The 23,549-nt window shown below is 31.7% G+C and carries 17 protein-coding genes; 9 read left to right on the top strand and 8 right to left on the bottom strand.

Annotation, left to right across the window (positions count from 1 at the left end; genetic code table 11):
- Positions 1-105 precede the first annotated feature (105 nt).
- Entirely contained in the window at positions 106-375 is a 270-nt protein-coding gene (locus tag LNQ81_RS16200) for a helix-turn-helix transcriptional regulator (protein ID WP_229948539.1), read from the bottom strand.
- A gap of 321 nt (positions 376-696) precedes the next feature.
- On the opposite strand from LNQ81_RS16200, the gene LNQ81_RS16205 reads away from it, so the two are divergent.
- The 6 genes from LNQ81_RS16205 (at position 697) to LNQ81_RS16230 (ending at position 8,968) form a co-directional block, all read left to right on the top strand.
- Positions 697-2,871: an endonuclease MutS2 gene (locus LNQ81_RS16205; protein ID WP_229948541.1), complete on the top strand. Its 2,175-nt coding sequence runs from the start codon at positions 697-699 to the stop codon at positions 2,869-2,871.
- Positions 2,871-3,284, top strand: coding sequence for a thiol-disulfide oxidoreductase DCC family protein (locus LNQ81_RS16210; protein ID WP_229948543.1), 414 nt, complete (start codon positions 2,871-2,873; stop codon positions 3,282-3,284). Before LNQ81_RS16205 ends, LNQ81_RS16210 begins: the two co-directional genes overlap by 1 nt.
- A 101-nt stretch (positions 3,285-3,385) precedes the next feature.
- A complete protein-coding gene (pheT, locus tag LNQ81_RS16215) occupies positions 3,386-5,821 on the top strand; it encodes a phenylalanine--tRNA ligase subunit beta (RefSeq protein WP_229948545.1) in 2,436 nt (811 codons plus the stop codon).
- Positions 5,822-6,545: 724 nt separating this feature from the next.
- A complete protein-coding gene (locus LNQ81_RS16220) occupies positions 6,546-7,349 on the top strand; it encodes a hypothetical protein (protein ID WP_229948547.1) in 804 nt (267 codons plus the stop codon).
- Positions 7,350-7,365: 16 nt separating this feature from the next.
- Positions 7,366-8,151, top strand: coding sequence for a hypothetical protein (locus LNQ81_RS16225; protein WP_229948549.1), 786 nt, complete (start codon positions 7,366-7,368; stop codon positions 8,149-8,151).
- Positions 8,152-8,179: 28 nt separating this feature from the next.
- Positions 8,180-8,968, top strand: coding sequence for a hypothetical protein (locus LNQ81_RS16230; RefSeq protein WP_229948551.1), 789 nt, complete (start codon positions 8,180-8,182; stop codon positions 8,966-8,968).
- A 724-nt stretch (positions 8,969-9,692) separates the two neighbouring features.
- Here the strand turns inward: LNQ81_RS16230 and LNQ81_RS16235 are convergent.
- The 3 genes from LNQ81_RS16235 to LNQ81_RS16245 form a co-directional block, all read right to left on the bottom strand.
- Entirely contained in the window at positions 9,693-11,105 is a 1,413-nt protein-coding gene (locus tag LNQ81_RS16235) for a UDP-glucose 6-dehydrogenase (RefSeq protein ID WP_229948552.1), read from the bottom strand.
- 183 nt (positions 11,106-11,288) lie between these two features.
- Positions 11,289-12,227, bottom strand: a complete 939-nt coding sequence (locus LNQ81_RS16240; RefSeq protein WP_229948554.1) for a hypothetical protein — start codon at positions 12,225-12,227, stop codon at positions 11,289-11,291.
- Between the two features lie 269 nt (positions 12,228-12,496).
- Positions 12,497-13,696, bottom strand: coding sequence for an IS4 family transposase (locus LNQ81_RS16245; RefSeq protein WP_229948556.1), 1,200 nt, complete (start codon positions 13,694-13,696; stop codon positions 12,497-12,499).
- Positions 13,697-14,127: 431 nt separating this feature from the next.
- On the opposite strand from LNQ81_RS16245, the gene LNQ81_RS16250 reads away from it, so the two are divergent.
- From LNQ81_RS16250 to LNQ81_RS16260, 3 genes are all read left to right on the top strand, one after another.
- Entirely contained in the window at positions 14,128-15,234 is a 1,107-nt protein-coding gene (locus LNQ81_RS16250) for a DEAD/DEAH box helicase (RefSeq protein ID WP_229948558.1), read from the top strand.
- A gap of 72 nt (positions 15,235-15,306) precedes the next feature.
- Positions 15,307-15,735, top strand: coding sequence for a cold-shock protein (locus LNQ81_RS16255; RefSeq protein ID WP_229948560.1), 429 nt, complete (start codon positions 15,307-15,309; stop codon positions 15,733-15,735).
- A gap of 12 nt (positions 15,736-15,747) precedes the next feature.
- Complete coding sequence (locus tag LNQ81_RS16260; protein ID WP_229948561.1) at positions 15,748-15,939, top strand: cold-shock protein; 192 nt, start codon at positions 15,748-15,750, stop codon at positions 15,937-15,939.
- A gap of 126 nt (positions 15,940-16,065) precedes the next feature.
- Here LNQ81_RS16260 and LNQ81_RS16265 read toward each other — a convergent pair whose 3' ends face one another.
- The 4 genes from LNQ81_RS16265 to LNQ81_RS16280 all read right to left on the bottom strand — a co-directional run bounded on the left by LNQ81_RS16265 (position 16,066) and on the right by LNQ81_RS16280 (position 22,878).
- Positions 16,066-17,055: a hypothetical protein gene (locus LNQ81_RS16265; protein ID WP_229948563.1), complete on the bottom strand. Its 990-nt coding sequence runs from the start codon at positions 17,053-17,055 to the stop codon at positions 16,066-16,068.
- Positions 17,056-17,084: 29 nt separating this feature from the next.
- A complete protein-coding gene (locus LNQ81_RS16270) occupies positions 17,085-19,133 on the bottom strand; it encodes a sensor histidine kinase (RefSeq protein ID WP_229948565.1) in 2,049 nt (682 codons plus the stop codon).
- Positions 19,134-19,255: 122 nt separating this feature from the next.
- Positions 19,256-21,310 (bottom strand): ATP-binding protein, encoded by a 2,055-nt coding sequence (locus tag LNQ81_RS16275; protein ID WP_229948566.1) that lies wholly within the window; start codon positions 21,308-21,310, stop codon positions 19,256-19,258.
- Between the two features lie 683 nt (positions 21,311-21,993).
- Entirely contained in the window at positions 21,994-22,878 is an 885-nt protein-coding gene (locus LNQ81_RS16280) for a hypothetical protein (RefSeq protein WP_229948569.1), read from the bottom strand.
- Positions 22,879-23,549 lie beyond the last annotated feature (671 nt).

A 23,549-nucleotide genomic window follows, 5' to 3' on the forward strand; every position in this document is an offset into this window, starting at 1 on the left:
GGAACGAGAGAGGAATCTGACTGGAAGGGAAGTAAAGCACGAGATATTTAAGGTAAAACAGCTACTCCATTAATCTGTTTTTTGTAAAACCACCTTACAATAGATTTAAGTCTTGTAATTTTCTACCAATTGATCAACTGCTGCTAACTTTAAAAAATCATCCTGTAAACTTAACACACGAAGTACATTAAAATAAGCTCCCATAGCTACGCTTGGCTCCCCTTTTTCAATTAGGTACAATGTCGATCTAGCAACACCAGCGCGTTCAGCAACTTGTACTGCAGTTAATTTACGACGCTTTCGAGCAAGCTTTATATTTTCGTCCATTTGCTCTAATGCCGTCTTATATTTAGGTAATACAGCTTGCTTCCTCATCTCAAAATGATTGTTATTTCATACAAATACAGCAATAATGTTTGAAATAACAATCATTTCAACTAAACACATAGTTTACCAAAGTGGTTATAAGTTCACTAATTTGAATTGATTTCAAAGACGACATAGGCAATATTAGGGTACTGACTCTTAGTACTAACAGATTTAGCGTTTAAAAAAATAAATAGTTTAAGCTAAATGTTTTTCCTAACACATCACACCACCTCCGCCATTCACATAAAAAAAATAGCTCAACTGAATTAAATACAGGTAATTCAGCCAAATAATGTTATTTTTGTACTTACTTCTCATTTTATCAAAATGACATCAATAAATACAAAAACATTACAAGACTTAGAATTCAACACAGTATTAGAAACAATATCAGCACTTTGTACGACAGAGGCTGGTAAAGAAGCTGCTATGGAGATACACCCTTTTAAAACAAGGGAGAGTACAATGCGAGCGTTGAGACAGACTTCTGAATACGTTTCTTCTTATACGAATAATAACATCATCCCGAATCACTATTTTGATAGTATAGATTACGAATTAAAGTTCTTAGGCATCGAGAACAGTTTCTTAGAAGTAAGTAGCTTTAAGAAGATCGCTACCCTTGCTGAGACTACGATTACACTTATCGCATTTCTTAAGAAGTTTGAGGAGTACTATCCTAACTTATACTTTGAGGCGGAACAAACGCCACTAGAGAAGTCGATTCTTAAAGAGATCGATAATGTACTGGATAAATACGGAGAGATTAAGGATAATGCTTCTGTAGACTTAATGAATATTCGCAAGAATATTAACCTAGTTAGAGGGAAGATTAATCAGAGTTTCGGAAGTGCACTGAGCCAATATAACAGCTCTGGATATCTAGATGATATTAGAGAGACTGTGGTAGAGAACAGACGTGTACTAGCCGTTATCGCTATGCATAGACGCAAAGTTAAGGGGAGTGTATTAGGTACTTCTAAGACAGGAAGTATCGTCTACATCGAACCTGAAGCGACGCTTAGATATTCGAGAGAATTAAACAATCTAGAGTATGAAGAGCGTGAAGAGATAGTGCGTATCTTAAAGCATCTGACTGATGTGATTCGTCCATTTAGAGACTTGCTATCAGAATATCAGAGTTTCCTTACTTATATAGACGTTACAGCTGGTAAAGCGAAGTATGCTAATAAGATTAACGGACTACTTCCTGAGATTAGCAAAGAACGTGAGATGTACTTTAGAGAAGCCTTCCACCCTATCTTATTATTGAATAACCGCGCTAAGAATAAGCCCGTTTATCCACAGACGATAAGCTTAGGACAGGACAGCCGTATCATCGTTATCTCTGGTCCTAATGCTGGTGGTAAGAGTATTACTCTAAAGACTATTGGGTTGTTACAGCTGATGTTACAGTCAGGACTGCTAATTCCGGTACACGAGCGAAGCAAGACTTTCTTATTTGACAGAATACTGACAGATATCGGTGATAATCAATCTATCGAGAACCACTTGAGTACATATAGTTACAGACTTAAGAATATGAATTACTTCTTAAAGAAATGTAATGCGAATACACTGTTCTTAATCGATGAGTTCGGTACAGGATCTGACCCTGAACTAGGAGGTGCATTAGCAGAGGTATTCTTAGAGGAACTGTATGACAGAGAGGCTTATGGGATTATCACTACACACTATACTAATCTAAAGATACTAGCGAATGAGTTGCCTAATGCGACAAATGCTAATATGCTTTTTGACGAGAAGTCTCTAGAGCCTATGTATAAACTAAACGTAGGTCAGGCAGGTAGTTCGTTCACTTTCGAGGTAGCACAGAAGAATGGTATTCCATTTAGCTTAATCAACAGAGCTAAGAAGAAGGTAGAGGGTGATAAAGTTCGTTTTGATAAAACTATCGCTAATCTACAGAAAGAAAGACACAAGCTAGAACGAACTTCTCAAAATCTAAAAGAAGAAGAAACGAAAGCAAGAGATGAAAGCAAAAAGATGGAGACCATCAATGCTAAGATTCAAGACAAACTGGAGCGTTACCAAGAGTTATTTGACTCTAACCAACGTCTAGTAGCTTTAGGTCAACGTCTAGATGATCTATCTGAAAAATACTTTAATAACAAGAGCAAGAAAACCCTGTTCGGAGAAGTACTTAAAGTAGTGGAAATCGAAAACTCTAAACGCAAGCCTATTACAGTCAAAGAAAAGAAAGAGAAAGAGGTAGTCCAAAAAGAATTGATCAAAGAAGTAGAGCAGAAAGTAGAAGTTATCCGAAAGGAGAAAAAAGAAGAAAAAGCGAAGAAACAACTACAAGATACTCAGAACAAGACTAACTTCCTGCTTAAAGTAGGTGATAGAGTTAGAATGATAGATGGTCGCTCTGTAGGAACAATAGATGTGATCGAAAAAAACAAAGCCACTGTTAACTATGGTATCTTTACTTCTAAAGTAAGTATAGATCAATTAGAAATGGTGCAACGCAAAAAATAATGTTAGACATACCACGTGATAAAAAGATAGTCTTATTTGACGGAGTTTGTAACCTATGTGATACTACCGTTAATAAGATCATTACTGCTGATAAAGACGATCAGTTTAGATTTGTCTCTCTTGACTCTGACAAGGGCAAGGAGATTCTAAACTATATCGGAATAGATAGAGCAAAGATAGATAGTATCGTATTATACGAACCTGGAATAGCGTATTACATCAAGTCAAAGGCGGCTTTTCAAATCGCGTCTACACTTGGAGGAATGTATTCATTAATAGGTGTTTTTTCTTTTTTACCAAAAGGATTGACTGATCCCTTATATGATTACATCGCTAAAAACAGATACAAATGGTACGGAAAAAAGGAGAGCTGTATGATTCCTAGTGAGGATATTAAACAGAAATTTCTTTGATTTGGCCACTTAACGCTAATTTGTGATTTTTTAATCATAAATAATTTCTATTAAACTTAGGCAATGCTTATATTTGCGTACTTATAAAAAAATATTCTCGAATGCATATTTCATACAATTGGTTAAAACAATTCATTAAATTAGACATAACATCAGAAGAAACTTCAGAAATCTTAACAGACTTAGGTCTTGAGGTAGAAGGAATCACTCAATACGAGAGTCTTAAAGGTGGTCTAAGAGGAGTTGTTGTTGGACACGTATTATCTTGTACAAAACATCCAAATGCAGACAAATTAAACGTAACAAAAGTTGATTTAGGAACAGGTGAGCCGGTACAGATCGTATGTGGTGCGCCTAACGTTGCTGCGGGGCAAAAAGTACCGGTTGCTACTATTGGTACAGAATTGTTCGACGCAGAAGGAAATGCATTCCAAATCAAGAAGGGCAAGATTCGCGGAGAAGAAAGCTTTGGTATGATTTGTTCTGAAGTAGAACTTGGTATAGGTACAGATGGTAGTGGTATTTTAGTATTAGAGGACAAGTGGGAACCAGGTACACCTGCCGCTACTCTATTCAATATCACAACAGACGAGGTCTTTGAAATTGGTCTTACTCCTAACCGCTCAGATGCAATGAGCCACTGGGGTGTAGCTCGAGATCTTAGAGCTAGTCTATTACAAAACTCAAAAGAAGAAACTCAACACAAAGAATTAATCACCCCTTCTGTCAGCAAATTTAAAGTTGAAAGAAGAACACTTAAGATTGATGTTGTCGTTGATGATTATAAAAAAGCACCGCGCTACTGTGGTGTTACTATTTCTGATATAGAAGTTAAAACTTCTCCAGACTGGTTACAAGATAGATTAAAAGCAATCGGCATTGCTCCTAAGAACAATATCGTAGACGTTACTAACTACGTGTTACACGATTTAGGACAACCTCTACACGCTTTTGATGCTGCGAAGATTAAAGGTGGTAAAGTACACGTTAAGACTGTAGATGCAGGTACTAAATTCGTTACCTTAGACGGAGTAGAACGCATTCTTCACGAAGATGATTTAATGATCTGTGATGAGAATGGACCGATGTGTATCGCTGGGGTATTTGGTGGAAGTAAATCTGCTGTATCTGAGAACACAACTACTATATTCTTAGAAAGTGCTTACTTTAACCCTGTAACAGTTAGAAAGGCAGCTAAGAGACATGGTTTAAATACAGACTCATCTTTCCGTTTTGAGAGAGGTGTAGACCCTGCTATCACTGAATATGCCCTTAAACACGCCGCTCTACTTATCCAAAAAGTAGCTGGTGGTGAAATTACTTCTGATATCATTGACTTATACCCTAAGAAAGTAGAAGAGCATTCTGTATTCTTAAATTTCGATAATATCACTAGATTATTAGGAGAAGAAATCTCAAAAGAGACAATCAAGAAAATCTTAGTTTCACTAGATATTAAAGTACACAGTATGTCTGATATTGGTATCGGTATTACAGTACCCGCTTACCGTGCTGATGTAACTAGAGAGATTGACGTTATCGAAGAGATTTTAAGAGTATACGGATTCAATAACATTACCTTCTCTTCTAAACTAAATGCTACAATCGCTAATAGTTCTAGAACAGAAGATCACAAAGTACAAAATATCATCGCTAATCAATTAGTAGCACAAGGATTTAATGAGATTATGAATAACTCATTAACTACACCTGCTTACAGTGAATTAAGCGAAAACATTAAAGCAAGTTACCAAGTAGATATTTTAAACCCATTAAGTTTTGACCTATCAGCAATGAGACAGTCATTATTATTTGGAGGTTTAGAGTCTATCGCTTACAATATCAATAGAAAGCGTGGTGATTTAAAATTCTTTGAATTCGGTAAGACTTACCACAAAATGCTTAATAACTACGAAGAGTATAAACGATTCGCTGTATTAGCAACTGGTAACATCACTAAAGCAAGTTGGAACTCTGTGCAGAAACCTATTAGCTTCTTTGATTTTAAAGGGTATATCAACGGAATTATCACTCGTCTAGGTTTTGCTAAAATCACTAGCCAACCTGTAGAGTCTGATTTATTCTCTGAAGGTATCGCTTACTATGTAGGAAAAGAGTTAATCGTAGAATTCGGTATTCTTAAGAAATCAGTAACTAAACACTTCGATATTAAACAAGAAGTATGTTATGCTGAGTTTAACTGGGATAACGTTCTTAAAACTGTTTCTGCTAAGATCAAAATAGCTGAGATTAATAAGTTCCCTTCTGTTAAACGTGATTATGCTTTATTAATCAATGAATCAGTTACTTTTGAAGAGATCTACAACTTAGTAAAACAAGTAGACAAAGCGATCATTAAAGACGTTACGCTATTTGACGTTTACCAAGGTGATAAAATCGAAGACGGTCAGAAATCTTATGCTATCTCTATCTTAATGGAAGACAATACAAAAACTCTTACAGACAATCAAGTTGACAAAATAATGAGCAAAATACAGTATCAATTAGAGAATGTTCTAAGTGCTCAATTAAGATAATACTAATCGTTTATAGTATATATAAAAACGCCCTACTAGATTTTAGTAGGGCGTTTTTTTGCAATTACAATACCTATCCATACAATAAAGTACCTACAATACAATTTATAGCTTGCTAATTTACAGCAACTAGATTTGATCAAAAACGATCAGCATTTTGCCTATCATACTCAACAAATCAAAATCACTTTATTAAAACACAATCAAAACAGTTTACATACATCAATACTAAAATTTTACCATACCTACAAAATGTAAAAGATAAAGTATTAACCTAGAATCAGTATTAACCAAATAGTACAAAGCAACTCTATTTTATTGCTATTTATATAATTACTTCTCGTTTATATGCCATGCCTTTAAGTATTAATACCAATAGTATATATAAATATTCACAAAACGAGTAGATGATGCTAATAAAAATTCGCAAATAAATCATTGCCACAAATTAGCCAAATAGACTTCTAATACACATCAATAATACCATTAAAATCAAATAACACCACCCGAAAAACAACAATTTATAAAAAATAAAAATAATTAATCAATAAAAAATAAAAATAATTACAATTACAATAACAAAATAATCAATAAAAAATCAATTACATAATATATTACTTAATCTGAAGTTAGTATTACAAATCTAATTACAATATCAAAAAAACCTTTTTTCTGTAAATTAAATACAATAAATTTGTATAATTAACCATAAAAAAGAACATAAATGAATAAATACACAGAATTAACTATTTTATTCTTTCTTATAATTTTAAAAGTTAATGCTCAAAAAACTGGTATTAATGTCTTATTACCTTTAAGTGATCTACACATAGAAGGTAAACTGCAAATAACAAAAGATTTAAATTTTGGAGGAACAGAATCTACAAAAGGATTCTCAGGAACTAATGGACAAATACTAAAATCTAATGGTGAAGGAAAAGCTCCTGAATGGAGCACACTATCTATACCTATTGTTTCACCAGGTTCATTTACAATGACAAATAGTTCTGTTTTTGTTGATCATCAAGGAGTAATACTAAGAGATGGAGCAGGCAGAAGAGTTTATGAACTAAATGAAAAATTAGATACCCCACCACCAAGTAATGATCTAAAAGCAGTATGGACAAAATTTCCACAGCTAATAGATATTCCTATTGTAATTGATAATAGTAAAAACAAAATAAATTTGACATTACAAACAATATCATCTATAGCTCCAAAGACTTCATCAAAAGAAACTTTTACCTATGCTATTGGTTTTTTTATAAACAATGAACTAAAATCAGTAAAAACATTTAAGTCAGAAGGAACAAAAGATGTATTTGAGGTCACTACAGTAATATCTACTTTACAAAATTTACCTATCTCCGGATCTAAATTAACCGTAGCTATAATGCCTAGATTAAAAAGTTCTTCAAATAGTGGAAATCTATCAATAGGATGTTCCAACTCTGAGGACCCTAATCTATTATCAACATTTATGGCAAATACAACTCTAAAAATTGATGTATTTGAGGTGATTAATTAATTCCTACTTTACGATTATGAAAAAACAATATGCATTAAATATAATATTTCTATTTCTTTTTTTTAAGACCTTAGCCCAGCCTATAGGAATAAATACGTCACTTCCTGCTAGCGACTTACACGTGAATGGAAATATGACCTTTAGCAATGAATTAAGTGTTGGTGGAAACAGTAGTTCTAAAGGTAACCCAGGACAAGAAGGGCAAGTATTAAGCTCAAAAGGAGCCAACAATACCCCTGAATGGGTCACCTTAAACATTCCTAAGATTGTACCTGGTGCTCTTTCACTTACAAAGTCACTTGTACAGGTTGACACTAAAGGTGTTAAAATAGTAACAAATCCCAATAATACAATTTTTAAAGAAAATGAAGATCTAATTCTAACAGGTAATAATAGATGGTATCAATTCACCGAACTAACATCCACAATTAAAATCGTAGATCCAATAAATAAAATCAATTTTACAATACAAACTATAGCTCATATGAAACCGGCAAATAGCGTTTCTTCAAAAATTAGTTTTGCTATAGGTGTTTTTATAAATGACAAATTGAAAGCTGTAAGGCCATTTTTTGTACAAGGAAACAGCAGCTCCTTCTCCATCCCAACAATGATTTCAACTATTGAAAATCTACCAATAGGTGACTATACAATAAAAATAGCAGCAATACCTAGAATAAGAGAAAATTATACAAGTGACTTAACAATAGGTATACCAAACACACCTGAAAGCGATAATATCTCCCCTTTTATGGCTAAGACATCATTAAAGATAGAGGTTTTTGAACTTTTAAATAAATAATTTCGTTCACCTTGCTAAAACACATAAAATGATAAAAAAAATTATACTAGCAATATTGATACTAACTACTTGTAATTTATTGGCTCAGCCAATAGGTGTTAATACAGTAACTCCAATGACAGATTTTCATCTTAATGGTAGCTTACAAGTTACTAAAGATCTAAATGTAAAGGGCAGTAGAACAAGTAAGGGTACACCTGGAAAAGTAGGTCAAGTACTAATGTCTAAAGGTTCAGACAAATCACCTGAATGGGTTGCTTTAAGCATACCTATAGTTCCTGCTGGATCTTTTACTATGATAAAAAGCGATGTCTTAATTGACTCTAAAGGAGTAGTTTTCCAAAACGGTAGTAGTAAAAGGCAGTACAGCGAAAATGAAGATATAACTACAGGAGCAAACACAGATGCAGCTTGGAAACCATTTGCTGATCTAATATACACTATAGAAATAACAAAACCACAGAACAAAACTAATTTAACCCTACAAACAATTGGTCATCTTTCCAATGACTACGATAGTGGTAATGATCCTACATTTACCTTTTCTATAGGTTTTTTTATAGACGGTAAGCTAAAAGCTGTTAAACCCTTCGGCGTTTATGGAGGAGCAATGTCTTTTACAGTTGTAACACTAATAGCTACAGTAGAGAATCTTCCTGTAGGCAAACACACTCTAAGAGTAGCTGCAATACCAAGATTAAAAGATCAATATAAAGGAAACTTAGCTATAGGCATACCAAATGATAAATCTACTAACCTATCTTCTTTTATGACCAATACATCACTACAAATAGATGTCTTAGAAGTGTTAAATTAGCACGAATGTTAATCTATCACAACTAAAACCTATAATAATTACTAATGTATGTCCGTTTGATGTAATAAGAGGGTGTAATGTTGTAATTATCCCATTAAACTAGATAATACCAATTTTTACAATTACTGTATATTAACTAGTTACTTGTTTACATGATCAGTTCCTTTAATCTATAAATCATCAGTATGACACTAAACGGAGATACATTTAATTACTTCTTGCTAAATGCAATAAAATAAAAAAGTTACAATAAAAGTCCATAATTTTTTTTTAATACAACATGGGCTTTTAGTGTAAAAAGGACTGTTATTCTACACTAAAATTTTCTGACGATTGGAATTAATTATTGTTGTATTGATCTACATTATTGTATTTATTTTACACCACTTATTTTAGGCTAAAACTTAAATATTACTCTAATCCCCACACTGATACTAAACCTATACTCTTATTTGGCAAATAACTATCTAAAAATTAAAAAAATAAAGTTCATCTATATTTCTCAGCTTGATCATGTATTTAAGCTCTAGTAAATTGATGCTTTATCTTGTAGTAAAGATGTGCTAATAACACAATAATAATAAGCACCAAATAATTCATCCCCTTTACAAGATAATAGAATATAAAGTACATATACTTGAATATTGCTTTTAGAGCGTTCATTTTATTTTTTTAAAACAGATCAGATATTATAGTAATATTACAATTTTAACATCACCATTAGTTAAAAGGAATTTATAGCTCCCTTTCCAATACTATGCACTTCAAAACCTATCTGTTCTAAAGCTATGCGGTCGATAATATTTCTACCATCAAACACAAAAGCAGGTTTCTGCATATTATCATAGATACGTTGCCAGTCATATGTTTTAAACTCATCCCATTCTGTCAATATTGCTATTGCGTGTGCTTGTTCTAGTGCAGTATAAGGGTCTTCATGCGCCTTTAGATAGTTTTGATTTTTTTCTTGATTACGTGTGGCTAAATAATCTAAATCCGAAAGCATTTGTATCTGCGTTACTTTAGGATCATAGACATGTATTTGGGCTTGTTCCTCTATCAAATCATTAGCCACATAAATAGCTGCCGATTCTCTAGTATCATTAGTATCTTTTTTAAACGCCCAACCTAAAAATGCTATCTTCTTATCATTTACTGTATTAAATAAAGTACTAACAATATGCTCTGCAAAGCGATGCTTCTGATGATCATTCATGATAATTACCTGCTCCCAGTAGTCTGCTACAGCATCTAATCCATAGGACTTAGCGATATAAACAAGGTTTAAAATGTCTTTTTGAAAACAAGACCCTCCGAAGCCTACAGAAGCTTTTAGAAATTTGCCACCAATACGACTATCCGTCCCAATTGCCCTGGATACCTCTTCTACATCTGCTCCAGATACCTCACATAGTTCTGATATAGCATTGATAGAAGATACACGTTGTGCTAAAAAAGCATTAGCTGTTAATTTAGAAAGTTCCGACGACCACACATTAGTACGTAGGATGCGCTCTTGTGGTATCCACGCAGCATAGATAGAAGCAAGAGCTTCAATAGCTTCATGTCCCTGCTTTGTTTGCTCACCACCTATTAGTACTCTATCAGGACTCATCAAATCCGCAATAGCTGTCCCCTCTGCTAAAAACTCAGGGTTAGATAAAATCTGAAATTCAACTCCATTACCTGTTTGATCTAATATTCTTTTGATAGCTTGTGCAGTACGTACAGGTAGAGTTGATTTTTCCACAACAATCTTATCCGTCTTAGCTACTCTTGCTATTTGACGAGCACATAATTCGATATACTTTAAATCAGCAGCCATTCCCTTACCCTTTCCATAGGTCTTAGTAGGAGTGTTCACAGAGATAAAAATCATATCAGCTTCTTCAATTGCTTTATCCACATTTGTATCAAAAAACAAGTTACGACCTCTTGCTTCTTTCACAATAACATCTAAACCCGGCTCATAAATAGGTAATTGAGTTAAATCACTATTATTCCAGGCTTTAATACGAGTTTGATTAATATCAACTACAGTAATCTGAATATGTGGATTTTTTTGCGCGATCACAGCCATAGTAGGCCCACCTACATACCCTGCACCTACACAACAAATCTTTTGAATCTTTTTCATATATTATCTATAAAGTATCATTAATACTTTTAATTTTTCTAATTATTTTACTCTCTTAAGGCAACATAACACCAGGGTAAGATTAGCTAAACATCTATTAAACGCAATATACTTAATTATCTTATAGCTATTTCTCAATAGTACTTGAGTTTTATAGGAAAAACTCAATTTAGCTTTCCCCTACTAGTTATCTACCTCTGTCTCTTTGTCTAATATCACTCTATAAATAAGGTAAGCTTCTTGATATTGGCTACGACGAGTCAAGAACTTCGCTTCTTCTAAAAGCTTTTCCCTGTCTGTACCAATCCTGGTGCGATATAATGTTGCTTTTTGTCCAATTGTTTTATCTTGTACATAAAACCCTGCAACATCTACAGTTAGTTCACCAATAAGATAAACATATTCAAATTCTGCTAAATATATACTGGCCAACGAATACTTTTGCTCTTGTAAATACCCATTCACCTTATCTAATAAGACATAAGGATAAGTCGCATTATAAGCAGTAGCTAAATCATAAGGAAAGTGTGTCTTGGTATATTTTTCTGATCTAAATATTAAATGATTAGGAAACAAATCTTCACGGGAAGTATATACCTTCCAAAGATAATCTGAAAATTTATTTGCTAGTTCTTTAGGCAAATCTGTTAATCTTTTAGCAAGTTCTCTTTTACTATAAGGAAGTGCGCATGTATCTAATACTCCTGAACCACATAGATAATCAAAATGATACACATAGCGTTTTCCATTATAAAGCACAATATAGGTTAACGGCATTTCATTACCAAAATAAGGGCGACAATAAAAAACAGGAATAAACACGGCCTGAATATCATTGTGTTCTGAAAACCATATCCCTTCATCGTAAAACATCAACATCTGATGATCAGCAAGACGTTGCCCATATATAAAATTAACTTTATTCTCTTCATTAAATAATTCGATAGAAATTAGCGAAGGATACCCTGATTTTGCAAAAAGCCTTTTACTGTCATAATTATTACAAGTAGCTCCTACATGAATAGTTAGTTGATTATCACCATTGAGGTCACGCCACAGTTTGACAATACTCATTTGATCTTCCTCTTGCTCTTGTGCCAATACATTACCATTTATAAACATAAAGAAAATAATGCTTATAAAGCTCCAATTAGAAAGAGTGTTATATATTTTTATATTATAATACCTAAAGAATGTACACATGAACAACTTATTATTCTATTCAAAATTATTCCAAAAATACCAATTCTTAATCAATTATTACTACTGTATTAATGAAACAAAATCATTAGTGTCCGATAAAACTTATTATCAATAGAGTTTTTAGTCATATTGTATTGATAATAAGTTTTATACTTTTTTTATTTCCTACTAAGGCTAAAAATAGGCTGTCAGAACAAAGAGAGCTGTTTTATCTCTTGATCTTCAATAATCCAATCTTGTTCAGGGTTTTCTAAGAAATGTAATAGTTTAATGTAGTTAAACAGGTGAATCTTACAAAAACTCACCAAGTTTGAAAAAGCCCAACTTCGTGTAAGCTTTTTCTTAACTACAGATATAAGTAAATTTACTATTAAGACACAGTATATCTGTATTTTAATAGCATTCTCATTATCTCCTAAAAAATACTTTAAAGGGAAATTCTGTTTGAGCTGTTTAAAGACAAGTTCTATTTGCCATCTAAGTTTATATAAAGCAGCTATCATATCTGATCTTAATTGAAAGAGGTTAGTAATAAACTCAAAAACTCTCTTATTTTCTCTATCATAAAATTTCACTTTGCGTAGTTTAAGCTTGGTTAAGATATTGTTTTCTTTAATACTAACTTCAATGATTTGGTCTTGTAATACACCACTATGTTGGTGTTCAGGGATTTGATTAGCTTCTATTATATCATAATTTGCATTGTCTTTTATCCTTGTTACAAAGCCAGTTTGGTACTCTGAAAAATGTTTAAATGCCTTGTAATCATTGTACCCTTTGTCAAAAACATAAATGGTATTATCATCACATTTAAGTTTCTTTAAAAAATTATGATCATGTGTTGCTGCTGAACTAAACCACACCATATTGGGAACCTTTTCATCAGCATTAATCACTGAGTGAACTTTTATACCTCCTTTTGATTTTCCATCTTTGGATTTACGACCTACACAGCTTAATATATCCTTAAATAGGCTTAGGGTGCTACTATCAACAAGCTTTACTTGCTTTTTGATAACATCTTTAATTCGGCTGTCCGATAACTTATTTGTGTATTTACTAAGAAGTTGATTATAGACATCTTCGAAAAACCTCACTTCTCTATTTTTATTAGCATCTGATAAAGTACTACGTTTAGGGATATGATTTAATTGGAATCCTTTGGTTTTCCCTGATAAGCCAAGCATTGCACCAGATACTTCACGAAGTGAATTACATTTGGCAAAACAACAAAAAAGCATACTTATTAGATGGTCTTTGGATTTGAATTTCTTTACATAATAATCAGAGTTAGTATTTACTACTGCCGATTTAATAATCTCATCATCTATTAAAGAAATCAGCTGTCCGAATACGGATTTACTTGAAAAATATGTACTTTTACTCATCGTGTTTATGGTTTGCAAGACTAAACTACGATAACTTTTTAGAAGCCAGCATGCTGGCTTCTTTTTTTATCTCATATTTTTATCGGACAACAATGAAACAAAATAGAAGTTTAATTACAACACCTAAAAACCTCTTAAATAAATTCTTTGTTATTCGATAATTAGTTGTACATTTGCACTCGTATTATTAGTTAATAGAATAGTGACTTTATAATAATGGATAAATAATCCTTTATTAGTCTTTCCTTTTTAACTCTTGATTCTTTTTGTTTCGAATTATAGAAGAAACTTCTGAAAGTAAATGTGTATCATATTTATTGTTTCGAATAAAGACCCTATACCTGTGAGATGAATACTCTGACAAGGATAATACACATAACAATTACACATACTCTAAAGAGTATAAACAGAATAAGAACAGGCAATTACAAATGAATTTTAAAGACTTAGCATTATCCTCAGAAATACAACAGGCACTCACTAAAATAGGTTATTCTCAAGCTACAGAAATACAGCAAAAAGCTATTCCTGTTATTTTAGAAGGTAAAGATGTTATTGGTACTGCTCAAACAGGTACTGGTAAAACAGCAGCTTTTGCTATTCCAATATTAGAGAGATTAAATGCTAGCAAGTCTACAAATAAAGCTATTAGAGCACTAATACTTGTACCTACACGAGAACTAGCAATCCAAGTTAAGGATAGCTTTTTAGATTACAGTACAGAATTACCTCTTACCACATTAACCTTATTCGGTGGCGTTCCACTTCCTCCTCAAATTAGAGCTTTAAAACAGCGCACAGATATAGTAGTAGCTACTCCTGGTCGATTACTTGACTTAATTAATCAGAAGATAGTAAAGCTTTCTAATCTAGAGATTTTAGTATTAGATGAAGCTGACCAAATGCTTGATATGGGTTTTATACACGATTTAAAAAAAATCCTTACTCATATCCCTGCCAAAAGACAGTCTTTATTTTTCTCTGCGACGATGCCTAAAGATATAGAAAAGTTTGCTAGAAGTATCGTAAACAACCCTATAAAAGTAGAAGTGGCCGCAGAAGTTATTACTGCTGAAACAATACAACAAGAAGTATATTTTACAGAGAAAAAGGAAAAAAGAGCCCTATTACATTCTATTTTAGTAGAGAACACAGAGCCTACTTTAGTCTTTACAAGAACAAAGTATGAGGCCAACAACTTAGTAAAATACTTACAAAAAGTAAATATGGTAGCGATGGCTATTCATGGAAATAAATCTCAAAGTGCACGAGTAAAGGCACTAGATGATTTTAAAAATAAGAAAATAAACATCCTTATAGCTACAGATATTGCAGCTAGAGGAATAGATATAAGCAAACTCCCTTATGTCATCAATTATGATATCCCTGATAAACCAGAAACGTATGTACATCGTATTGGTAGAACAGGTCGCGCAGGGATTAATGGAGTTGCTATTTGCTTTTGTACTCCTGAAGAAAAGAAAGAATGGAATGCCATTCAGAAGTTCACTGGAATCAAAATGCAAGTAAAACCTTAATTTTTAGCTACAAAATAGCATTATATAAGGTAAAATTAGTAATTTAGTAGTAACCAAAAAAAAACAAAAAATATGGCTGATTCTTTTTCAAAGAAAGAAAATAATAAAAAGAAAGCACAGAAAAGACAAGAGAAAGCATTAAAGAAAGAGGAACGTAAACTAAATAATAACAAAGGAAAAGACCTAGAAGATTTATTAGTTTATGTAGACTACAACGGTAATCTTACGAACGTTCCACCTGAAGAGCAAGACATCGAAGCAGCAAAAAGAGAGCTTGAAGAGCGCTTAGCAGCAGCTTCTGCACCAGATACTGAAAGCACTGGAGTAATTACTTATTTTAGTAGTAAAGGATTTGGGTTTATCACAGAAGATGATTCTAAAGAAAACATATTTGTTCATAGCAGTCAATCTAATCAGCCATTACAGCAAGGTGACAAAGTTACCTTCAAGAAAGAAAGGACTCCAAGAGGCTTAAGCGCCATTGAAGTAAATAAAATTTAAATACTTAATATTATGCAAGAAGGAACAGTTAAATTCTTCAACGAAACTAAAGGATTTGGTTTCATCACTCCAAGCAATGGAGGACAAGACATTTTCGTACACGTGTCAAACTTAAACGAAAGAATTCAAGAAAATGATACAGTAGTTTTCGAAATTGAAGAAGGAAAAAAAGGAATTAACGCTGTAAACGTAAGAAGAGCGTAATCACCTATTTCTTATAAGTTCGAATATTATTTTCCTACTTATAAAAATTAAAAAAAGGCTAAACAAATGATGTTTAGCCTTTTTTCATTTAATTGTTTACATAGGATTTCATTTATCTCTACTTACTTAAGTGTATTCTAGGCACATCACTGCTTTTTTAAGCTCTTTATTATAAAATAAATAAGCATTATCAGCTCCGTACTGTTGAAATAAATAACCTGTAAATCTACCAATATAAGTAAATATACTTCCCTCTTTGTCATAAGGTAGTTCAATTAGGTTAGTAGAATCTTCAAATCGCATTGCTTCTTCGAAAGTAATCTCATACTCTTCTAAACAATGTCTATCCTCTTTACTCTGAAACTGAACATCGTTAAGCATCCCTCCTATCTCTGGGTACTCTATATATTGTTTATTATCTTCAACACCTTTTTCTAAACTTTCTAAAGTTTCAATTTTAGAAGAATAATTCCCAATTGTCATTGGATAAATCTTACCATGCTTCTGATAATACTCTTTAGCAAGCTCATATGTTTTTGTATTTAACTCATAAGCTCCTAAGACAGTTCCGTAATCCGATTCATTAGCCTCCTGCTCTAATCGATCCAAAAGACTCTCTACAAGCTCTTGATCTAAATCTGGTTTTATGAAATAGGTATGTTTACTTTTTAGTTTATTTCTATAATCAGGATAAGTATTATACTCATATTTCACTAACCATGCTTCTAATTCTTCTACTGTCTGAATATTAACACGTTCTATTCTATAATGCTGAATCATATTTTGATTACTAATAACACTACCCTGAATACTCATTTTCTCATAGATAAAGAAATTCCAGTCAGCTTCAAACTGATACTTATCACCAATAACATCAAAACCTAACATATCTTCTTTACAGTATCTAGAATGAAATTCATGAGTTTCCTGCCCCACACACCCCTCGTAAATCTCTTTGACAGAAACAAAATGTAACCACTGATTTTCCTCTGGAACAATACATTGTAAATTTATAGAACAAATTGGCAAAAAATGTTTCTTATATTGACCCAAATCTCCCTCAAATACTTGTTCATATTCAGGAAAGCACTTAATAAACTCTGATTTTATTATCATATATTTTTCTTTTCTAAATTATAGATTAGTTAGCAAACCTCCTGAAGCATTACTTTAAAATAGACCTCTGTACCTACTGCTTTTTCTGAAAAAATCACAATCTCTGAGTGTAGGGATAATGCTCGTTCGTTCATGTTCTGTAATCCCATACCACCACTTTTAGCTTCTACATCAAAGCCAATTCCATTATCTTTTATCTTAATAATAATTCCATTAATACCACCAACAAAACTTACAGTACAAAGTGATGCCTTTGAATACTTATTGACATTATGAATAGCTTCTCTAATAATAAAATAGGTATTGACTTTATCAATGGCTGACAGATCTTCCAAATTTAATTGTCCTTGATAGTCAAGCAAAAATTTAGTATTCCATTTATTTTTCTGAAGTGATACCAAATCCTCTACTAAACTCAAGAATTTAGTCTCTTTAAATAATTCATTATCAATTAGAGAATGCGAAATATCTCTTGTTCCCTTTTCTAAATGTTGTAATTCAGAAATTAGTGTATTTTTTAAAGTTTCATTGTCCGAATTTAGTTGTTGAAGATTAAAGCGGATGGTAAATATTCCATTAACCACACCATCATGAAGATCTTTAGCTATCTTGTTTCGCACATTGTTTTTTACTTCTGTGGCTATATTGCTTTTTTCTAAAATTAACTCATAGATACTCTCATTAGCTTCTTGTTGATGTTTAATCAATTTGATTTGTCTATTTTTATTTCTAAGTCGATATGTAAATACAATAAGAAGCAATCCCAATATAATAGATAAACCCGTTACCATTATTATTGTAATAATACTTTTTAACTCTGTATTCTCTACTTCTATCTTATCTGTCTCATATGCTATACGTGCAAATCGATTACGGGTAAAGTAATCTGTTTCTTCAATATCTTGATTAAGCGCTAAAATTTCTTTAACACGATCACTGTTTTCATAATTTTTATGCTCCAACATAAATCTTATGGCTACTTGTTGATCAACTTTTATACCTCTATCTTTTGATATTTTATAAGACTTTTCAGCCCATTTAAGAGCATTTAAGGTATCCTTGACTTTTATATATGTATCAACTAAAGTTATAGCTTGATAATTTGCTGCCATCAAATTATTAACCTTAATCGCCTCATAATAAACAGGAAACATATCATCTAAATAAGGAAGTGAATTTTTTAACTTACCTAATTTTAATTCAGTTGACAAATTACACATTGCTAGATTACTCTTTAATACCATGATTAATAAAGGAGGAGTATCCTTAGTTAAATATTTTGAACCTTCAGCCACATACTCTTTAGCTTTTTGATAATCGTCTGAATAATATGCTATATCAAACAAGTTTATATATACCATAAGAATAGCTGGGATAAGCCTATCTTGATCCAAGACTTTATTTTTATTAAGGTCTTCTTTCATCAAGTTTAATGCTTTTAGCAAATATTTTTTTGCTCCATCATCATCTTTTCTAGCAGATAAGCATAAGCCCATCATTAAATTAGCTTCAAAAGAAACAGGACTTTTAGGAAATTTATACAATATACCTAAAGACTCTGCAATCTTAACTTCACTCTCCATATGTAATCCCTTTTCATATAGAACTCTTGCTTGATAAAACTCTGTCTCTGCAATTTTTAAAGAATCTCCTAACTGTCTATAAATATTACCTGTCTTTAAATAATAATAAAAAGTACTGTCTAAAATACCTAAATCACTATAATAAACACCTAAGTGATTATATGTTTTTGCCAACATATATAGATCAGATTTTTTGTCAGCATAATCGATAGCTTTAGAACTAAGTTTCAAGAACGATTCTGAATCTTGCGTCCATCGTAATTGAGACAAAATAGTATCTATAACAACTCTATTATCAAAACTATTTTTTAAATTTAAAGCGTTCTCTACTGCAGGCTTAAGTACTTGAGCAACACTATCTTTATAGGCATCATCGTGCCATACAGCATATAGCTGATCATAATCAGTTCTACTATCTATGTGAGAACGAGTACAATTAACAAATACTAAAGCGATTGTAACTAATAGGAAATTAATTTGGCGAAGTCTTTTCATAAAAGTTTGTAACAATATATTAAATATATACTGTATTGTTTTAAGATCTGATTAAATACTGATTAGTTTTGAGCAATACCTATAATACATTAGAAACAAAAGTATTATATTTTTGTTTTTTTTTAATTACTTGAAACCTCTTGACACGTTACTTTAAAATAAACTTCTGTACCTACTTCTTTTTCTGAAAAGATTACAATCTCTGAATGTAGGGATAATGCTCGTTCGTTCATGTTCTGTAATCCCATACCACCACTTTTAGCTTCTACATCAAAGCCAATTCCATTGTCTTTTATCTTAATAACAGTCTCATTAACATTGCCAATAAAACTTATAGTACAAAGTGATGCCTTTGAATACTTATTGACATTATGAATAGCTTCTCTAATAATAAAATAGGTATTGACTTTATCAATGGCTGACAGATCTTCTAAATTTAATTGTCCTTGATAGTCTAGCAAAAATTTAGTATTCCATTTATTTTTTTGAAGTGATACCAAATCCTCTACTAAACTCAAGAATTTAGTCTCTTTAAATAATTCATTATCGATTAGAGAATGTGAAATATCTCTTGTTCCCTTTTCTAAATGTTGTAATTCAGAAATTAGTGTATTTTTTAAAGTTTCATTGTCCGAATTTAGTTGTTGAAGATTAAAGCGGATAGTAAATATTCCATTAACCACGCCATCGTGAAGATCTTTAGCTATCTTGTTTCGCACATTGTTTTTTACTTCTGTGGCTATACTGCTTTTTTCTAGAATTAACTCATAGATACTCTCATTAGCTGCTTGTTGTCCCTTTATTAATTTAATCTCTCTAGTCTTGTTTTTAAGTCTATAGATATACACCCCTAACATTAATGCCAATATAATAGAGACACTAGTGATAAACAATATTGAAATAACCCCTTTAAGTTCAACATTCTCAAATTCTATCTTCTGTGTTTCATACTCTATACGAGCAAAGCGATTACGAGTCATATAATCTAACTCATCCAAAACATGTGTAAGCCGAATAACTTCCTTGACCTGATCGCGATTCTCATATTCTTTATGAATTACTAAAAACTCCAATGCCTCACGTTGCAATGGTTTCATATCACGCTCTAAAGCAATAGCATATGCCTTCTCAGCCCATCGAAAAGCTTTATCTAATTCTTTTGCTTGGAAAAACATATCTGCAACCATCATAGCCATAGTATTGGCTATGTAATAATTGTTAACATCTAAAGCTTCTATGAAAGTTTTTTCTATTTCTTTTGCATATTTATCTACATCTACTTTATATTTATATTTCAACTCAAGCATAAAGCCAGCTCGAGCTTTTGTAGCTTTCGCATACCCAATTATCAAAGAAGAAAATTCTGGTTCTATATAACTAAATGCTACATCAGCATAGTCTAAGGATTCTTTATATTTCCCCAAATAAAAACTAACCTCAGATAAGTTAATATAGACTGCTGTAATGGCTTGCATTAATCTGTCTTTATTCAAAACTTTATTACTTTTAATGTCTTTCTGCATCAACTCTAAAGCACGGATTAAATAAACCTTAGCCTCGCTATAATCCTTGCGTTCAATCAAACATAAAGCCATTAATTGGTTTGCCTCAAAAGGAATGGGATTTAGTGGATGATTTTTCAAAATTGATAATGCATTAGAAGTTTTTACCTCACTTTCCATATACAATCCTTTTTCTAATAATAGACGAGCCTGATAAAATTCCATCTCCCCTATTTTAATAGAATCTCCTAATTGATTATAGATATTCTCCGTTTTTATATAATAATAAAATGTACTATCCAAAACATTTAAATCATGGTAATACATTGCTATATTATTATAAGTTCCCGCCAACATATACTGATCTGACTTGCTCTTAGCATATTTAATAGCCTTGTTACTGAGCTTAAAAAAAGAAATAGAATCACGTGTCCATCTTAAGTGAGACAAAACACTATCTATAGTAACTCTATTGTCTGGAGTATTACTTAAAGTTAAAGCATTCTCTACTGCTGGCCTCAGTACATCAGCTAAACTGTCCTTATAATCATAATCATGCCACACAGCATATAGCTGATCGTAGTCTGTCTTACTATCTATATGAGACCGAGTACAATTAACAAATACTAAAGCGATTACAACTAATAGAAAATTAATTTGGCGAAGTCTTTTCATAAAAGTTTGTATCAATACAATCGCAAATGTAATCAATGAATTTTGATTATCTATAATAGTTCACTAAAGGTAAACTTGTTTTTAACAGAATATCTCATTTCATACAAATAATAGTAATAAGGTCTCTTCTAGTATTATAGGATAAAATAAAAATAAGGTAAGTATAAAAAAATACTCCCTAATCAGAATTGGAAGCCTGACTAGGGAGCGAGTTGTTAAATAACAGATTTCAACAACACTGCAATATTACTGCTTTTATAGTAAATACGCAATAATAAGTACAAAAAAAAATCATTTAAATACTTTGAAATTCATAATAACCTATAAACGTATAATTTAACCAATACTTCCAATTAGTTTTAATCAGCCATAAAAACCCCAACAACTGGGCAATCTCCCCTAAAAGTGTTTAAAAATAACATTGTAAGGACAAGTTCAACATTGTAGACTATGAATAAAGAAAGACTCTACTAAAACATGAAACTAGAAAAGGTAATAAATAAGGTAGATATAAAAAAATACTCCCTAATCAGAATTGGAAGCCTGACTAGGGAGCGAGTTGTCAAATAACAGATTTCAACAACACTGCAATATTACTACTTTTATAGTAAATATGCACTATTGCAAGATCTTTTTTTTAAAAATAAATCAAATCTATTCTAAATTTCTAGAAAGCTTCATTATCAGGATGTATAACCTAGTTGATAAATACTATCTTGCTGTACTAAATCGCCATTACTTCTATAAACGCTAGTTATATTAGTTGCTTTATCTAATACCTCGTAAAAATCTAATTTACCATGTTTATAAAAATAAAAAAACTCATCCTCTTCACCAATACAAGTTCTATCAGTCAATAATCCATTTTCATACGTAAGAGAACATCTATATCCCTGTTCAATATAAAATTCCTCTGTCAATACACCATTACTATCAAAGAATTGAGTTCGCTCATTAAATAAATCATTTATTTTTTGAATATTTCCATTTCGATAAAAACTCTTCTGAGTTTGATTTATGTTATCTTCTATACTTTCTATTTCTCCATTGTCATAGTATACATAAAATATAGAGTTTGATTCAGGAGTCAAATTAAAATCAATTACTTGTTTACTTGATAATTGTCCTTCTTCTAATTTTTCTACTGTAAACAGACTATCAGTCAAAACAAATCGAGAAACAACCGTACCTGATTCTGTTATAAGTCCTTTGACAGCAACTCCTTTGACAAAATGAAGATCAAACAAACTATCATTCTCCTTACTTTTAAGTTGACACTCTCCATGCAATAATCCGCAATCCCCTATAGTGAACTCTCCATAAAAAAAGTTATTATTTATTATATAACCTCCTTTGTCTAATATTACTGATTCTGTCAATATAGCTTTTTCATATTTTTGACATAATTCTTGTTGGGAATATTGCTTGCATTGATCCGAATGAAGCTTCAGATATAAATCATAATTAACTAAGTGTTGGACAGCGATTTCTCCACCACAATACACTTCATCGATATCGAAGAAGTATGATTGATCTAAAGTTGTATATTGTTGAAGGTTTTTACTCATAGCAATAAAACAATAAATTTAACAAATTGTTTTACGTTGTCATTTTCTATTTTTGTGTGCTTTAATTCTTTATTTTTCTCCATCTCACTTGCAAAACACCTATAGCTTAGACAACTAATATATTAACAAAACTAAAACATTTAATTCAATAAATAACTTTTATCAATGATAAATATAAAAAAATACTAGCGTTTTTTATTTCTACGCCCTTTTCGCGTCTAATAAGTATCCTTTTTTACTTTCAAATACTCCAAAAAATGAAAATCTATTATATCTATTTTATAAAAAGATAACTCCCATTGGCTTTAAATCCTTTTAATAAATAAAACAACTGGACACCTATAATGGACTTATACAAGTTTTGATTCAGGTAAGTTTGATGCAATCCAATATAACTCCGTTAAAACACCATATATTAGTAAAACTACTTATCTCTATTGCATATTTTACATTAGAACCATACTATATACTCAATCCATAGCCACTTTCTCAAGAACAAGTAGCATCAACTTCTTTAATAAATAAAAAAGACAAAATACATATGTTTGGCGAAGATGCAATTGTAGTTTTAAAAATATACCAACACATTCTAATCTATACATAAAACAAAACAACTAATATTCAATAAATTAACAACTAAAAAAAGGTTTGAGATAATGAAACTACTAAAT

It is taken from the genome of Myroides oncorhynchi, assembly GCF_020905415.1.
Lineage (GTDB): Bacteria > Bacteroidota > Bacteroidia > Flavobacteriales > Flavobacteriaceae > Flavobacterium > Flavobacterium oncorhynchi_A.

Excerpts from the sequence above, each read along its gene's own strand:
- LNQ81_RS16200 (WP_229948539.1), bottom strand. The coding sequence starts at position 375 with ATGAGGAAGCAAGCTGTATTACCTAAATATAAGACGGCATTAGAGCAA.
- LNQ81_RS16205 (WP_229948541.1), top strand. The coding sequence starts at position 697 with ATGACATCAATAAATACAAAAACATTACAAGACTTAGAATTCAACACA.
- LNQ81_RS16210 (WP_229948543.1), top strand. The coding sequence starts at position 2,871 with ATGTTAGACATACCACGTGATAAAAAGATAGTCTTATTTGACGGAGTT.
- pheT (WP_229948545.1), top strand. The coding sequence starts at position 3,386 with ATGCATATTTCATACAATTGGTTAAAACAATTCATTAAATTAGACATA.
- LNQ81_RS16220 (WP_229948547.1), top strand. The coding sequence starts at position 6,546 with ATGAATAAATACACAGAATTAACTATTTTATTCTTTCTTATAATTTTA.
- LNQ81_RS16225 (WP_229948549.1), top strand. The coding sequence starts at position 7,366 with ATGAAAAAACAATATGCATTAAATATAATATTTCTATTTCTTTTTTTT.
- LNQ81_RS16230 (WP_229948551.1), top strand. The coding sequence starts at position 8,180 with ATGATAAAAAAAATTATACTAGCAATATTGATACTAACTACTTGTAAT.
- LNQ81_RS16235 (WP_229948552.1), bottom strand. The coding sequence starts at position 11,105 with ATGAAAAAGATTCAAAAGATTTGTTGTGTAGGTGCAGGGTATGTAGGT.
- LNQ81_RS16240 (WP_229948554.1), bottom strand. The coding sequence starts at position 12,227 with ATGTTTATAAATGGTAATGTATTGGCACAAGAGCAAGAGGAAGATCAA.
- LNQ81_RS16245 (WP_229948556.1), bottom strand. The coding sequence starts at position 13,696 with ATGAGTAAAAGTACATATTTTTCAAGTAAATCCGTATTCGGACAGCTG.
- LNQ81_RS16250 (WP_229948558.1), top strand. The coding sequence starts at position 14,128 with ATGAATTTTAAAGACTTAGCATTATCCTCAGAAATACAACAGGCACTC.
- LNQ81_RS16255 (WP_229948560.1), top strand. The coding sequence starts at position 15,307 with ATGGCTGATTCTTTTTCAAAGAAAGAAAATAATAAAAAGAAAGCACAG.
- LNQ81_RS16260 (WP_229948561.1), top strand. The coding sequence starts at position 15,748 with ATGCAAGAAGGAACAGTTAAATTCTTCAACGAAACTAAAGGATTTGGT.
- LNQ81_RS16265 (WP_229948563.1), bottom strand. The coding sequence starts at position 17,055 with ATGATAATAAAATCAGAGTTTATTAAGTGCTTTCCTGAATATGAACAA.
- LNQ81_RS16270 (WP_229948565.1), bottom strand. The coding sequence starts at position 19,133 with ATGAAAAGACTTCGCCAAATTAATTTCCTATTAGTTACAATCGCTTTA.
- LNQ81_RS16275 (WP_229948566.1), bottom strand. The coding sequence starts at position 21,310 with ATGAAAAGACTTCGCCAAATTAATTTTCTATTAGTTGTAATCGCTTTA.
- LNQ81_RS16280 (WP_229948569.1), bottom strand. The coding sequence starts at position 22,878 with ATGAGTAAAAACCTTCAACAATATACAACTTTAGATCAATCATACTTC.